At 57.6% G+C, this 14151-nt stretch carries 15 protein-coding genes and 3 pseudogenes; 9 read left to right on the plus strand and 9 right to left on the minus strand.

Translation table 11 applies throughout. The annotated features are described in order from the left end of the window. The 5 genes from XI09_RS10310 to XI09_RS10330 all read left to right on the plus strand — a co-directional run. Window positions 1–320 (plus strand): transposase domain-containing protein (locus XI09_RS10310; protein WP_271566735.1); only part of this gene is annotated, 320 nt, incomplete at its 5' end. A gap of 2 nt (window positions 321–322) precedes the next feature. Beyond that, window positions 323–556 (plus strand): hypothetical protein, encoded by a 234-nt coding sequence (locus XI09_RS10315; protein WP_271566736.1) that lies wholly within the window; start codon window positions 323–325, stop codon window positions 554–556. Between the two features lie 168 nt (window positions 557–724). Further along, complete coding sequence (locus XI09_RS10320; protein WP_271566737.1) at window positions 725–1516, plus strand: Effector protein NopP; 792 nt, start codon at window positions 725–727, stop codon at window positions 1514–1516. A gap of 264 nt (window positions 1517–1780) precedes the next feature. Then, entirely contained in the window at window positions 1781–2458 is a 678-nt protein-coding gene (locus XI09_RS10325; RefSeq protein ID WP_271566738.1) for an Effector protein NopP, read from the plus strand. 8 nt (window positions 2459–2466) lie between these two features. Then, complete coding sequence (locus XI09_RS10330; RefSeq protein WP_271566739.1) at window positions 2467–2652, plus strand: hypothetical protein; 186 nt, start codon at window positions 2467–2469, stop codon at window positions 2650–2652. Between the two features lie 59 nt (window positions 2653–2711). Here XI09_RS10330 and XI09_RS45735 read toward each other — a convergent pair whose 3' ends face one another. Together XI09_RS45735 and XI09_RS45740 are read right to left on the minus strand one after the other, a co-directional pair. After that, window positions 2712–3005, minus strand: coding sequence for an ATP-dependent DNA ligase (locus tag XI09_RS45735; protein WP_333939067.1), 294 nt, complete (start codon window positions 3003–3005; stop codon window positions 2712–2714). Then, window positions 2980–3198, minus strand: coding sequence for a hypothetical protein (locus XI09_RS45740; RefSeq protein WP_333924392.1), 219 nt, complete (start codon window positions 3196–3198; stop codon window positions 2980–2982). The genes XI09_RS45735 and XI09_RS45740 overlap by 26 nt, the downstream gene beginning before the upstream one ends. Here XI09_RS45740 and XI09_RS10340 point away from each other — a divergent pair. Continuing rightward, on the plus strand, window positions 3197–3337 hold the full coding sequence (locus XI09_RS10340) for a hypothetical protein (RefSeq protein ID WP_179879907.1): 141 nt from the start codon (window positions 3197–3199) through the stop codon (window positions 3335–3337). The two genes, XI09_RS45740 and XI09_RS10340, sit on opposite strands and share 2 nt — an antisense overlap. A gap of 234 nt (window positions 3338–3571) precedes the next feature. Here XI09_RS10340 and XI09_RS10345 read toward each other — a convergent pair. Beyond that, window positions 3572–4514, minus strand: a pseudogene (locus XI09_RS10345) (IS630 family transposase). A 177-nt stretch (window positions 4515–4691) separates the two neighbouring features. Between XI09_RS10345 and XI09_RS10350 the strand changes: the two are divergent. Beyond that, window positions 4692–4917: pseudogene (locus XI09_RS10350) on the plus strand (AMP-binding protein); the annotation flags it as partial. A gap of 329 nt (window positions 4918–5246) precedes the next feature. On the opposite strand, the gene XI09_RS10355 reads toward XI09_RS10350, so the two are convergent. The 6 genes and pseudogenes from XI09_RS10355 to XI09_RS10375 form a co-directional block, all read right to left on the minus strand. Next, entirely contained in the window at window positions 5247–5510 is a 264-nt protein-coding gene (locus tag XI09_RS10355) for a hypothetical protein (RefSeq protein ID WP_271566740.1), read from the minus strand. 810 nt (window positions 5511–6320) lie between these two features. Beyond that, on the minus strand, window positions 6321–6506 hold the full coding sequence (locus XI09_RS10360) for a hypothetical protein (protein WP_097668530.1): 186 nt from the start codon (window positions 6504–6506) through the stop codon (window positions 6321–6323). A gap of 255 nt (window positions 6507–6761) precedes the next feature. Next, window positions 6762–7775: an anthranilate phosphoribosyltransferase gene (gene trpD, locus XI09_RS10365; RefSeq protein ID WP_271566741.1), complete on the minus strand. Its 1014-nt coding sequence runs from the start codon at window positions 7773–7775 to the stop codon at window positions 6762–6764. Between the two features lie 606 nt (window positions 7776–8381). Beyond that, window positions 8382–8563: pseudogene (locus XI09_RS10370) on the minus strand (carboxyl transferase domain-containing protein); the annotation flags it as partial. Then, window positions 8505–8918: an ATP-binding protein gene (locus XI09_RS46095; RefSeq protein ID WP_442869570.1), complete on the minus strand. Its 414-nt coding sequence runs from the start codon at window positions 8916–8918 to the stop codon at window positions 8505–8507. The gene XI09_RS46095 and the pseudogene XI09_RS10370, both read right to left, overlap by 59 nt. Beyond that, on the minus strand, window positions 8842–9393 hold the full coding sequence (locus XI09_RS10375) for a biotin carboxylase N-terminal domain-containing protein (protein WP_271566742.1): 552 nt from the start codon (window positions 9391–9393) through the stop codon (window positions 8842–8844). The genes XI09_RS46095 and XI09_RS10375 overlap by 77 nt, the downstream gene beginning before the upstream one ends. Before the next feature lie 1415 nt (window positions 9394–10808). Here XI09_RS10375 and XI09_RS10380 point away from each other — a divergent pair. Next, window positions 10809–11027, plus strand: coding sequence for a hypothetical protein (locus XI09_RS10380; RefSeq protein ID WP_245448762.1), 219 nt, complete (start codon window positions 10809–10811; stop codon window positions 11025–11027). A 2199-nt stretch (window positions 11028–13226) separates the two neighbouring features. After that, window positions 13227–13550, plus strand: a complete 324-nt coding sequence (locus XI09_RS46100; protein ID WP_430649827.1) for a DUF7694 domain-containing protein — start codon at window positions 13227–13229, stop codon at window positions 13548–13550. The last annotated feature ends 601 nt before the right edge of the window (window positions 13551–14151 follow it).

The raw sequence follows: 14151 nt of genomic DNA on the forward strand, positions 1-14151 counted from the left end.
TATCCCGGCTTCGCCAGACTAATCCGGACGACCAGTCCTCTCCACCGGGTTTGAGCGCTGAAAACATCATGCCCTTTAACAATGCGGCGGAGCGCGCGTTGCGCGGTTTTGCGCCGGGCAGTTCGCCGGTTCTGAGCGCGGCGCGAGCTGCCGTGATGGCCACGCTTATCATGACAGCGCGTCTCAACGACATCGACCCGAAAGCCTGGCTTGCGGACGTCTTTGCGCGCATCGCCGACATGCCGCAGAACCGCCTGCACGAGTTGTTGCCCTGGAACTGGACGCCTCCTGCGTCGAGGTCCTCCGCCCAGGCGGCGTAGCCATGCACGTCAAAAAGGTTCACGCCGTCTTCACCATCGCTCGCGTCGCAAGAGACATCGGCGAAGACGAGGACTGGCTCTGGGATGTGGCCAACGGAATGGACCCGGAGGACGGCGTCATCTGGGTTTACGGCATAGGTGACGACAGCGTCATGGCGTTCACCGACTTCGGCATCGAAAACCTGATGGAGCTCATCAGGATACACAAGGAAGATCCCGAACTCCTCAGGCGGTGAGATCGGTGATCCACTGTCCGCGGCTTAGCTCGGATGGATACGACGGGTTAGAAGCGATCAGCAGAACTACGTCAGGTTTTGGAAAGCCAGGCTGCCTATCAGCTCCATAGGACCTAACCAGCCCGAAACAAATGCGGGCATGTAACCCAGTCGGAGCATCAAATCGCCATGTATAATCGGATCAATGGCTCGTCCTACTACCAATCCTCCCGCTTTGCCGAAGCCGACGACCAAGCGGATGCACACAGCTTCGCGGATGCGTTCGCTAATCTGCGCTTAGCCGAACCGGGCTCGAGACCGTATTCGGTCGTTTCAAGTCCCCCTGTGGTTGAGTTCAAAGATCGTCAGTCATTCCGGAAGGCAGCGCAGGCCTACCATGGGGACGAAATCAATCACATCGCCAACAATCCACAAGAGTACTCAGAGTTCGTCTCCGCTAAAGCGAGGCGAACTGCAAAAGTTGCTTGGAACTATGGAACAACTCGAGATTCCGACAATGCGCGATACTTCAGTTACCAATTAGGAAACAAGAGTGTCGGGCTTCTCAGAATGGAAGGCGGCGAAAGCATGACGAACTTCGACGTTAAAAAATGGGAGCAGCTATTTCCTGGGCGAACTGGGACTACCTCTACTGTGGACTTTCAAGTCGTTCATCCGCTTGTCGAGAACGCCGGCGACATCCTGCTTGAGCATCAGCTTCGCGTGGACGGCGAGAGGCCGTTGCTCAATTTGCGTCCCGCTAACCTAGAAGCAAGAGCCCGTGCGGCAAAGATGGGGTTCGTCGAGGTTGATGCCGACAATATGGTTCTCGACCCAGAGAAGTCAGGCAAGTGGGTAAGGAACGATGATAATGAATGGCAGCGAAAAGGTACAAGTGCGCGATATCTCAAAGCTGAAGTCAGTGACACCAAAATCGCACAAAGCTCCTCGACATACGACTACGAGGACGATTTTATATGACCATAAGATCTACCGGAAAATTGTCATATAGAATGATCTGATCCTGGTCTTCGCGCGATCCTCGCTAGGCTAAGCGGCCTTTGGAGGATCGCGAGAGATCCTGCTAATTTGAGCGAAGTGCGGCTCAGCGCGCTCCGGCCGGCCATTCTTCGCCGAGTCATTAGTTAGCTGTCAGCTTGCCGACAGCTAGGCTTACTATAAGCGCGGACCTCTATCGGCAGCAGCCCCCGCGACCTCATGCCGTCGATACAAATAGGAAGTGTCATGTTTCAGCGCACGAACAATTTATCCAATACCCAACGTGCTTCCGAGCCCGATGAAATGAGAATGAGCGCGACCAATGACCCGTACGCCTACGCGGATAGCCAAAGGTTCGCGGATATATTCTCTACCCTGAATTCGGCGCCATCGAGTTTCTCCTCTGATCCATCTTCGACGGCAGTCCCGCCATACGCGCTGGTTGACGAGCCACCGGTGGTTGAGATCTCAAGATCTTCATTCGAGAACAAGCTGGCAGAGTTTTATGGAGGAGACATAGAGGATATTGCTGCTAATCCGCAGCGATACTCTAGCTGGGTGTCCCAAAAGGCTCAACGCACAGCGGACGTTGCGTTTCGCTTCGGCATGAAGTCTATTTCGGAGAAAGCGCGATATTTCAGCTATCAGCTCGGGAACAAGAGCGTCGGGCTCCTGACAACGGAACCCGGAGGTCGCATGAGTGAGCTGTTCGAGGGTAACAATAATTGGCGCGAAAAATTTCCTGGGCGAGATGAATTCACCTCAACAATAGCTTTCCGGGTTACTCATCCGCTTGTCGATAACGCGGGCGATATCTTGCTTGAACATCAGCTCCGGATCGACGGCACGAACCGCTCGTTCTCTCCCACTCTTCCAATCCGGAAGCGAAAGCCCGCGCAGCAGCGTTGGGCTTTCTTGAGGTAAGTGACTCGATGATGGTGCTTGATCCCACCAAGCGCAAGGACAAATGGAAGAACAAAGGAGGCAAATGGCAGCGAGCGGGTAAACCGCCTTTGTATCTTGCCGCAACTGAAGACAATAGCGGCAATGCCAAGTTTACCGAGAGTGTGGCAAAGCCCGCGAACGATCCGCATGACGATGAATATGACTTTATGTAGAGCGTACAGGCACCACACGAAGATAACTCACGTGATTGGCCAGATCGACTTTGGCGAGGTCAGGCTCGCATCTCATGTCCGGCGGCATGTAACTCTTGGGCACCGACATCGTTTCTGCATGCGTACGGGATGGCGGAACTGCGCTGTGGATCCTTTTCGAGCTGCGCCAGGTTGGTCTTGCGCATGAACAGGGGCAGGCGGGACAGGCCATCGCCGCCGAGCGCGAGGCAGTCGAAGGCGTAGAGCTGAACCTCGTCATCGTGCCGGCGCGACTGGAGCGCGTCGAAGTCCGATAACCCGTCGACTCCGAGCACGACGGCCTCGCCGTCAAGGATGAATTGCTGCTGGCGCATCTTCCGCGCCGTCTCGACGATCCAGGGATACCGGCTGGTCCAGTCGAGCCCACTCTTCAAGCGCCAGCCGCACGCGGTCGCCGTCCCGCTCGACGCGGAGCCGGTAGCCGTCGTACTTCACTTCGTGGATCCAATCGGGGCCAGCCGGCACCACGTTCCGGGCCGTTGGTAAGCAGAACAAATCCTTCGGCATGGCCGGGATCTATGCACGCTCGTCGGATTTGCGTGTCCGGTCTCCGATGCCGCTGTGCGCCGCCTGGACGTGCCGGCTGACGCTATTGTTGGTGATCGGCTCGCCGCAGAAGCAGTGCGCCTGGCCGCTGGTCGGCTAGGTCGGGAGCGGTAGCTTCTCGTCGTGCATCCGGTCCTTCCACGCATGGAAGTCTCGAGACTGGCGCCACATCTCGAAGTGCGCTTCGGTCCGGGTCGCCAGGAGCGGCGCAGGGCGAGCGGCAAGACGATGAACCGCTGCACCTCGAGCACCTAATCGCCGATCGGCCGGCACTTCAGGAGCGACTTAAAGGTGGTCGCGATTGGGGCTGACAGAGCTCTAGAGCATTTTCCAATCACGTTGCGTCGTAACCAGCCGCGACGAGATAATTGTGACATTCCTCGGGTGAGAAGCGTTTGAGAGCGTCGGCGATTGCTTGCCAGAGATCGGGCATGGTGCGCGCTGCCGCGGCCCGCAACAGCGCCTTCAATTTAGAGAAGGCCATTTCGATGGGGTTGAAGTCTGGACTATAGGGCGGAAGATAGAGCAGGCTTGCTCCGACCGCCTGGATGGCCTCTCGAACGCCATGGACCTTGTGAGCGGGCAAGTTGTCCATGATAACGGTATCGCCCGGCCGCAGCGAGTGAGCAATTGCTCGACGTAGGCCAGGAAAGCGTCGCCATCCATTGGGCCGTCCAGAACAAGCGGCGCGATCAGACCGTCGGAGCGCAATCCAGCGGTGAATGTCGTCGTCTTCCAATGTCCGTGTGGGATAGCTGCACGACATCGCTCGCCGCGTGGCGAGCGCCCGTGAAGCCGCGCCATTTTGGTGTTGGCGCTGGTTTCGTCGATGAAAACGAGACGCTCAGGGTCAAGATCGATTTGCCCTTCGAACCACTCCTCGCGCGCGGCATTTATATCGCCGCGCCGTTGCTCGGCGGCGTGCGCTGTCTTTTTTTAAGTGTGATCTTTCTGCGCTGGAAAAAACGCCAGAGCGACGCGATGCCAGTCGATATTCCACGACGTTTCAACAGTTCTCGCAACTCGGCGAGCGTGATATCCGGCTTCGCGTTCACCGCCTCCAGAATCAATTGCGAATGCGCTTCGATGCGCTGCGATTTGCGGTCACCGCCCTGGCGTTTAGGAACGATGTCGCCAACTTCCTTGAGGCGACCGCGCCAGCGGATCGCGCTGGCCGCGCTGACACCAAAGCGCTCGGCAGCCTGTCGACAGGACATGCCACCGTCAATCGCTGCTACCACCCTTTGGCGAAGATCAACCGAAAGCGCCCTGGCCATACATGCTGGCCTCCCTCGCCAGCATGCAGCTTGAATCTGACTCGCGCCGCTTTGGGAATCCCCACCCGGTTCATTCCGGTCGGAAAATGCTCTAGCGAGACGAAGCAGACATTCACCTCACGTCCTCAGGGTACCGCTTTCCAGCGCGCGATCGAAAGCTTGGGCAAGTTCGGATGAATTGAGCGATTTAAATATAGTCAGGGGCAGACTCTCAGCTACGCCAGCCTCAATCGACAGATCGAGCGGATCGCCCGCGCCTTCAAGAGCCAGCTCGGCGTCCAGAGGGGAGACCGGATCGCGATCGTCAGCCTCAACAGACCTGATTATCTGGCGTTGCTCTATGCCTGCTGCGAGGCTCGGCGCAATCCTCGTATCATTGAATTGGCGCCGTGCGGCCGCCGAGCACTTTTCATTTTGTCAAAGCGCTCGACAAGGTGCTCCACACCCGCTTTATGCCGGAGACCACGCTTAATGCATTCGAGCGGGGCCGGTCGACGCTGGCAGCCCTGGTGCCAGCCATGATGCAAGCCCAGGCCAGCAATGACGCGCTCGATCAGTATGCAGCGATCCAACTTGTTATCCATGCGCATCAGGTCCGCACAGCACGATTGTCCCGATGCGCTTCAGTCGCAACCCCGAAATGCTTGTTCGAGCTCCCGCTCGTATGCTTCGGTTGGCCTTCGTACAGGCTATGATCACACCGCCTTGGCAGGACTTGGTTCTGGATGGTTGTCATTGGTTGCGAACAATGGACATTGCTTGAGGGATCTCGGGCGATTGATCGCTCACTCTGTTCTGCTCGGCGACGGTCGTGTGCATCTGTCGGTAGTGATAGGCACACCACGAAGATAGTTTCTTGCCGCGTCCTTGATATACAGGCTCGCCGCACATATAGGCCGCTCTGGCATCTTCATCTTTGAAGCCGATGATGCAACGGCATTGGCCTTCAATATGGTCGATTAACAGGACCTTCTTGACGCCGTCGGGCTCTTTCAACTTGGATGCTCCATAATGCCAAGCAATATCTTCCGATGCCGCGGGATCACGCGGAGCGGCACTCGCAGCTCAGGATCTTAGGAAACCTGCGGAGGCCCGCCGTCAGCCGCACCTTTGCGCCATGGAAATGCCTAGCCAGCCACGGGAAAGTAGTTTGAACAGAGCGCAAAACCGGTTCGGCGAACTGATTTTGGCGCGGTGTCGCGCGGCTCTCTGGTGGCTCGGCTCAGGTTAGCCCCATAGTTTCGGTTCCTGAATGCCTAAGCATTCAAAGCTACGAGCGAGCCGTAGCGCCATCGGGTCGTGGATCTGACCTGCTGAGACATTCGCAATCCTTCATAATCCCGGCGGCAGACCAAGATAGGTGCCAACCTCAAGACCGTACAATTTAACGTTACGTCAGATTCAAGCTTTTTTTGGCAGCCTGTGAGAACATGGCCAAGCTCTCGGGCTGCCGGATCGGCCGGTCTGGTGTCGCAAGCATTCAGCGCTGCAATTTGCGTCAAGAGAGTTCGTCATCTCGTTGGTGTCCGCTGGATTAGCTACCATCATGACCCGACGGACGTGCAATATTTCGCCGTGTAGGCCGGATCAGCGATCCAGCGGCCAACTGAGAATTGCCGCACAATAGGACCCTTCTCAAGCAGGAAACCACGCTGAGCGGCCGGCGAAGTGCACATGGAGTCGTGGTCGCGATCCGACCGGCTGGGCTGGAGCCTCGCTGGGCCCCCGTGCGGATGGGATGATGCCGATTGCGGTACCGGTGCGCGCCTGCCAGAGTATCTCCGCACGTAGACGGCAGCGGCGCACCTAAGGCACTTTTAGGAGAACACGCTTTTTTGCCTCGAGAAGATGCTTATCGAGCGTCGCGTGCAGCGCACCCCGCAGCTCCGGCGGGATCGAGCTATCTGTATCGATCAATTCCCGAAACTTCCGAATGATGTGTTCTATCATTGCAATAGATCCGAGTGCTTCAATATTCTGCCGGGACATCATCGATTTTCTCCTTCGGAGCGCAGCGCGCGCTTCGTCGGGGGGCTCACCTCGGCAACCCCGGCTGCAACAGGCTCTTCGATAAAAAAATTGGCTCTCGGGCCGCGTGCTCAGCGCGAATTGCTTTGGTCAGGGCGAGTGCAGGCGGCGCACGCTCCTTGAAATCCCACAGACGTGAGCGCATTCGCGGCTGCAATATCGTCGCGCTCGTGAGCCGCAGTCTTGGTCGGAATACTGGGACATCGGCCAGCCTAGCTGTCACGCGTTCGAAACCGCGATCAGGCGCTTCAGTCGAGCGGCTGCGGCGCCGCGATCAAGTGATTCTTGTCCAAGTGCTACGCCTTCCTGCAGGGTCGAGGCCCGCCCGGCCACGACCAATGCCGCCGCTGCGTTCAAAAGCGCAGCGTCGCGAAGTCGACCTGGTACGCCATCAAGCGCATTTTGCAGTGCAACGGCATTAGCCTCGGCATCGCTGCTCTCCAGCGCGTCGTTGCGGCAGCGGGGCAGCCCGGCTTCTTCCGGCGTCACCTCGAAGGTGCGGACTATACCCGCCTCAAGCGCAGCAACAAAGGTTGGACCGGTGAGGGTTATTTCATCGAGCCCGTCCGAGCCATGAACAACCCATACCGACTGGGCCCCAAGGTTCTTCAAAACGTGCGCCAGGGGCTGGACCCATTCGGCAGAGAACACCCCAACGATCTGCCGCTTTACCCTGGCCGGATTGGACAGAGGCTCGATCAGATTAAAGATCGTGTGGATTCCAAGTGCGTTCCGGATCTGGCCGACGCGCTGCATCGCCGGATAATGGGCTGGCGCAAACATGAAGCCGACGTCGGCTTCCTGCACACAACGTGCAATGGCCTCAGGCTTGAGATCGACCTTCACGCCGAGGCGCGCCAACAAGTCTGCGGTGCTTGATCCCGAAGACGCAGCGCGGTTGGCATACTTGGCGACAGGAATGCCGGCCCCGGCGACGATAAAGGAAGCACACGTCGACACGTTGACCGAATACATAAGGGTGTCGCTCGTGCCAGCGATACCGAAGGGGTCGCATGCCGCCTCGACACGCGGCATCCTATTCCGCATCGCGGAGGCGGCGCCGGTGACTTCTTCGATCGTCTCGCCCCGGACCCGCATCCCCATCAACAAGCCACCGATTTGCGAGGGAGTCGCGTACCCCGACATCATGCTTTCGAAGGCTGACGCAGTTTCCTCACGCGTCAGAGTGGCGCCGGTGGCAACTTTGCCGATGATTGATCTAAGCGCTTCCATCGAACTTTACACGTTCCTTGTCCAAGCCTCGCGCTCTTCCGTTCAACGAAGCATCGTTGAAGAGACCTGGCACCGGTTGCCTTGATGCAGCTGCCCGCCCCACGGGGCATGGTCTCATTGACGCTTGAGGCGGCAGTCGGTTGAGTGTGCGCACCTTGGCGAGGCTACAACCTGACGCTACGTGAGGGGCAAGCTTCATTTTATGGTGCCGTCGATAGGAGATCGCCGCCTAGTTGGAACTTGCAGTTTGCTTGACGCCGGGACCAATGGCACTGTCTAGGGACCGCTTGCCGCGTCCGCAGCGCCCTCTTGACCGCGGTGTTCCGGCCGGATCACCGCATCCTTCAAAGCCTTATGGCTTTCCGGCGCCGCCGTCGTGGAGCGTTGAAGCGGCTTCCTCTACCTGCTTCGAGGCTATCGGTGCTGGGTAGATCGAGCCCGCTCTACAAAAGAACCCCAGCCGATTGCAAATGAAGGAGCGCAGGACAGCCTTCGTAGAGCGATGGACGTGTTCCGTTGATCCGCCCACATGAGGCGGTGAGCCGCCGGTCTTCGGTCCCGCCTTACAGTCGGACTACGCCGTACTGCGGCGCGTCGAAAAGCGCATGGATCAAACGCGCGTCCCGACATAGCGTAAGTTCCTGCGCCGTGCGAGCCATTACAAATGATCGCAAACGTCGGCACGGACGCGCCATGATCAGCTTAGCGTCCTTGGTGGTCCCACGCCGTTCATATTCGCGGCCAACCATCAAGCCCGTTACATTCTGCAGGAAGAGTAGGAGCGTTCTCGCAAATCGGGGTCTGCAATTCTGGCGATAGCGCCAGCGTGGGCGTTTCCTCGATGATCTCTTGGAAACGGCGCTGCACCCGAACATTCGCGCTCGAAGAGAGGGACCAGGTTACCGAAGGAGTCACCGAGCACCGTACTTCAATATGTCGAGGGCTTTCGACATATCGTTCAACATCAAGTCGGACATCTCCAAAGCAGCGACGCGTTTCACTGCTCGATTGCTCAATGGCTGCCTCCAACGTAGCATGGTCGCGTACAATCAGCATTCCCTTGCCGTCACCGTCCCCTGATGGCCTTGACGAGCAAAGGAACTCCAACAGCCCGCGCTCTCGAAACGAATGTTGGCGGATCATCTTCCTCGATGGCGCAGGGTGCGAAGCCGTTGCCCTGAACGAAATTACGGGCGCGGATCTTATCGCCCATTAGTTCGATAGTTTCTGGAACCGGCCCAATGAACGCAATTCCGGCCTTTAACACTGTCCTCGCGAATTCCGCACTCTCAGAAAGCACTCCATAACCCGGATGTATCGCGCCGGCGTTCGCCTTGTGGGCGGCAGCGATAATCTGCGCGATGTTCAGATAGCTTGCGATCGGCGGGCGGCCGCTGATCGGAATGGCCAAGCCGGCCATTGAGACGGCCGGGGTCCCTTCGTCAACCTCATGCTGGGCAATTGCAGAACGACGTCCAAGCTTGTGCAACGTTTTGATGATACGTGCGGCTATCTCCCCGTATTCGCGATCAGACCGGTATTGAAGGGTAAGTTGCGCATTCGCCGATCCAGACAAGCGCGATTGAACCAGAGCGTCGGTCAATTGTAGGCGAGCCATGCTCGTCACCTGACCTTGGGCGACGGTCCTGCTGGTCAGGCTGGGTCCACTTCTGAGGATGAGGCAAACGAACAGGCCGCCATATCTTCACTTCGAGTCCTTGCTTTTCTTGCCAGTGTCACGCACGGAGATCACGTAGCGACATTGCTGACTGAGGCTCGCTTGTCTGGATCTGAGGCAGGTAGTGATAGCCGTGCGATCTGGTATGTGGCTGCTACAAAGGCGAAACACGTCCTCCATGCAAGCCTCTTTCTCCTCTGCGGTCGGCGCTTGATCGCGCGCGTCGACTGGCCCGGGCATCACAGCTGTCATTGCGACCGCAAGAGCGATGGCGCAGTAGTAAATTGTGAGGCTGGAAGCCAATTGAGCTCGTTGATTTTGAGTCATGATATCCCTTCAAATCGGTGAGGCTGCGGTACTGTTCTTTGCGCGAAGCGCAACATGACCTGTCAACCGGGGGGAAACAGGCCGGAACTGCTTAAGCGCGGTGCCGCAAGCTCGTTCTTCCACTTTTGCGGTCTTGACTGTACGGTGCTGGTCATCGGTCCGGCACGACAGAAACGACACCTGCCGAAGTGGCGGAGCCAGCCGAAGAGGGGAAGTACTGGCGGCTGAACTGGTCCAGCAAGGGATCATTTTGGAGCTTCCGGTCGATTGTGCGGTCGGTGCCTGCCTGGAGTCGCGAGGCATTGCTTGGGCGTGACAGGTGCTTAGGTACTCTGGCTCAGCGTACCCGCCAGCCGACTAATGACCCCGTAGCCGGCGCGAGGGGCCCGGGCCAGTTATCGCGAGGCAGAGAGATCAGGCAAAAGCCAGGTGCGCTCAAGGCATTGTTGATGATGCATTCGATTGTGCAGAGCGAACCATGATGGCGCGCGCCGAGACTATCTTTGGTGTAATCGCGCGCCTGTGTTCCACGTTATGTGAAGACGTGGGTGGGGTATCTGGGATGGAGAATTCGTCTTGCGTCAGTTCCGGTGAGGCTACGGTGGTGGGAGCGCCTGCCGTGCAGATCTCGAAACGCGCGATTCGTCCAGCTGCGACAGGAACACCTCCGATGAAGCGCGGACAAGCGGGCATCTGGAGGATCTTGTGGTCTTATGCGGTCGTGGCAGGTGAGTTTAGATGTTTGAGACATTTGCAATTCTCATGACCTGTCAGGAAGCGTCTGGATTGTCAGAGGTCGTTCCCACGTGTCCAGGATCGTACAATCTAACGCTAAGTGCGATTCAAGCCCGTTCGTGCGTCCGATCGTCTGAAGATGTTGGAGCTGTGCAATCTTCGTACGAGCTTCGGCTGCAATGCGCACTTTGGCGTTTCTGAATAGCGGCTGTGCAGGGCGACTGTCCGCTTCGGCAGCCGGGCAACGAGCGTCGCTGTTACGTTATTATACGGAGGGCCCGTGTCGCATTTCTTTGATCTACGAATTGCATGCTCTCGGCATGAATCCGAAAAGTAAACTCTACCAGCCCGACCACTGGCGAGGCCGTGCGGAAGCAACGCGAAAGAAGGCGGAAGCGCTCGCCGACGGCAAACCGAGAGACAGGCTGCTTAAGATTGCCATGGAATATGACAAGCTGGCTCTCCGTGCTCAGGTGTGGCAGACGCGCAGCGGCGAGGATGATGTGGCCTGAGCAAGAGCTGTAAAGCGTCGCTGCGGTTCCATAAAAACGCCCCGGCCTGTTGATCGCTACCCGATCCAATAAAATGTCGCTCAGCAGGCGAGTCAGTGCGCTTGCACGGGACGTTGAGGCGGCACCGTAGGGCGAGGCATCCCGACGGTCCTTTGCCGCAACACGTAAGTGAGAAGGCGGAGCAGGCAGCCTGCCTAACGGTCACTTCAGTCTACTCGTTTAGTCAGCTTCTCGAAAGCTAATCCTCTTATCATGAAGATGCCGAACCTAGACCTCCGCCTGCAGTCAATGCGTCGCGCTGAACGTAGAAGGCCGGATGCCATCCTCGCGTGGCCGTGTTGAGCTGTTACAGGTCAGTGTTTGGCACTTCATCGCCGCTGCAATCCACGCGGGCAAGCTGGCCGCATATCAGTTTCGCCAATTCGAGACATCTGCGTCATGCCTCAATATTTCGTTTGCGTTGGTCGGAGGTGCGGATTTTATATCCAGGTAGCCGCGCCAAGTCTGGGCTTAACCAAGTCTGTGAAGAGGTCTCCACGTCCGATTGATGGTGTGCATACGTTGCGGCCGCGGCATGTGAGGGGCGTCGGAAAGCCCCTCGCGCCTTTGCCAGCCGCGAGATTATTTCAGAAGAACGCTGCGATGATCCAGTAGATACCAGCCCAAAGCAGCGCATTTATGAGGAGTGCGGCCAGAGGCCACAGGTTCCACCTCCTCTGCGCCTGCCAGGAGCGACAATCGGCGCCATAATGGTTGATCGTTGAGTGCTTTGGTGCGCGCCAATGTGTCATTTCATCACCTGCCGCGCTGGTCCGCGGAAAAAGTCCAGGCCTTACATGCCTCGTATCACTCATAAGTTCGCAGTCCTCTTTCAAAGCGCGAGTATCAGAATCCCTGTTTGTTGCGCGGCTAGCATCCGGCCGATGACATGCTCGCGCATCGTCGGTACAGGGAGGTCGCGTTCCGTCACCACAGCAACCTACATGCCACGACGGAGGAGTGCCTGCACGGCTTTGATGCAAAAAAAACAAGCGCGCTATCGGCGTTGGCGACACGGAGTCGCCGCCCGTTGTCGGATTCGCGACGTCGACGTCTGAAAGACAACGCCCGTATTAGCGGCAAAAAGGTGAGCGCTTCGCGTGCGCGATACCGGAAACAATGCGTTAGGAGTTGCGTCGTAGTGACGCGGGAAGATCGGCCGCCGGTCGCATTTGCAGTCAATGAGATCGATTAATCATTATTCCTGATCGCCGACTTACAAGGAGCACCGAGATGGTAGGCGATCCGCTGGCTGTTATCGGCTCGAAGACAGTTCATGCCAGGCGTCCGCGGCTCTGGTGTGAGCCCGTTCGATTTGACCCCCATACAACTCAATCGTGGTCACATAGATGGCTCAATGGCACTGTTTCAGACTCGGCGAGAAAGCAGCGAATGATCAAGTACGACCTCACGAAGCAGCAACATCGCCGCGAAGCGTCACCTGGTGCCGCACTGGTTTGAGAGCCATCATGGAATGTAGATGCAAAAGGCCATTATTGAGAGCATTGCCATGATGACGAGCGATTCCTTGAGGGCGAGGCGATGAGCCAAGAGCCGCCGATTTCATGGACTTAAGCAAGTCGCCATGAGACATGAATTAGCAGGGGCACGAACGCTTGCTGGACGCACGAAAGCTCGATGGCGGATATTACAATTGCTGGTGCGGGCGCTCTGTTCGGCGATGTGCGGCCAGCACCGGCGGGCATGGATGACAAGATGCTTCGCATGAGAGGGCTTGATGACGGAGTTGTCCCGTGAGCGAACCCCGTCGGGCCACCATGAGCGGGAATGTGCGATCTGCGGGCTTATTCGCCATCGCGCAGAAGCTGCGCGGCTCGTAGTCAGGCAATCAGCGAGCTTCGAGAGCGTTCGTCAGCCACGATGCCAGCGTTAGAAAACTAATAACAGGAGAAGAGTGACGATGGACATCTGCAGCTTTATCGGCAGATGGTTCGCTGAAGAGCGATGTAGCAACGCTGCGCAGAGGACCCAGCCGGTTAATGAGTTGCGAGACAACGTCATCTACGTCGAGTTCAAGGCCATCCGAGAGGCAAAGGAGGGGGCGTGCGAGCGCAGATCATAGAGAAGTTGGAGGCCGGCCGCGTGCAAAACGGCCAGTTCGCTACCGTTCCGGGATCAGGCCCTTGCGGTCTGTTCTTTGTGCAGGGGCCTTGCGGGTGTGAACTCAAGATAAGTGGATTTGTCCGTCCTGGCTGGGAACATGTCGCTGTCTCGACGCCGCGGCGTTGTCCGAATTGGGAGGAGATGTGCTTTGTCAAAGACCTGTTCTGGGATGAAGAGGAGTGCGTCATGCAGCTGCATCCGCCACATTCGCAGTATGTGAATAACAGCCGATACTGCCTGCACCTGTGGAGACCCACTCATCGGGGCATCCCAATGCCGCCGCCGAGCTTTGTAGGCATCGTTGGGCTAGGGCCATCGGAAGCGGCAATGTTGTTCGCGCGGATGAGCGCGACAGCATGATGAGCTGAGTAAACGATATCGGAGCGAAAGATGAGGCCAGTGGATGCAGAAGAACTGGTTCGGCGCCACCGGAATGAGGCGTCACAAGCGGATATATGTCAAGACCGATCGCCTGAAGGAGCCCGCTGACAGTGCACTAATCCGGTTCAAGAGATGTCTCGTACGCGCTTGTACCAGTTATTGTCGGGAGAACGATAGATTGGAGTTAGGATCTTGGCGGCATTGAAACCAGTGTTTGCGGAATCGTGATGAACGCCGGTTCGGCAGCAACAACAAAGTCTCACCTGGCCGACGACGGGTCACAATGCAATCACTGGACGATCCGACGACGCGAATTGTGCACTCTTTGGAGCGAAAAGCATGTTCCTACCAAACGGCATAACGCGAAATTGTAGAACTGATGGCAAGGTTTGAACTGGCAGGGAATTGAAGTGGACCCTTTGCTGAGGACCACCGGGTCCGGTTCTTAAGTGGAGCTGCTGCCGTTCGTTCTTCCCATACGCTACTCTTGCGTGCCGCTGTTGTGGCTGCGGGATGTGGGCAACGCGCAGCGCTGTCCAAGCTTCTCGCTTGCGGGAAGCGACATATCCACAGCCTCTTC

The organism is Bradyrhizobium sp. CCBAU 11386 (assembly GCF_028128955.1).
Taxonomy (GTDB): Bacteria; Pseudomonadota; Alphaproteobacteria; order Rhizobiales; family Xanthobacteraceae; genus Bradyrhizobium.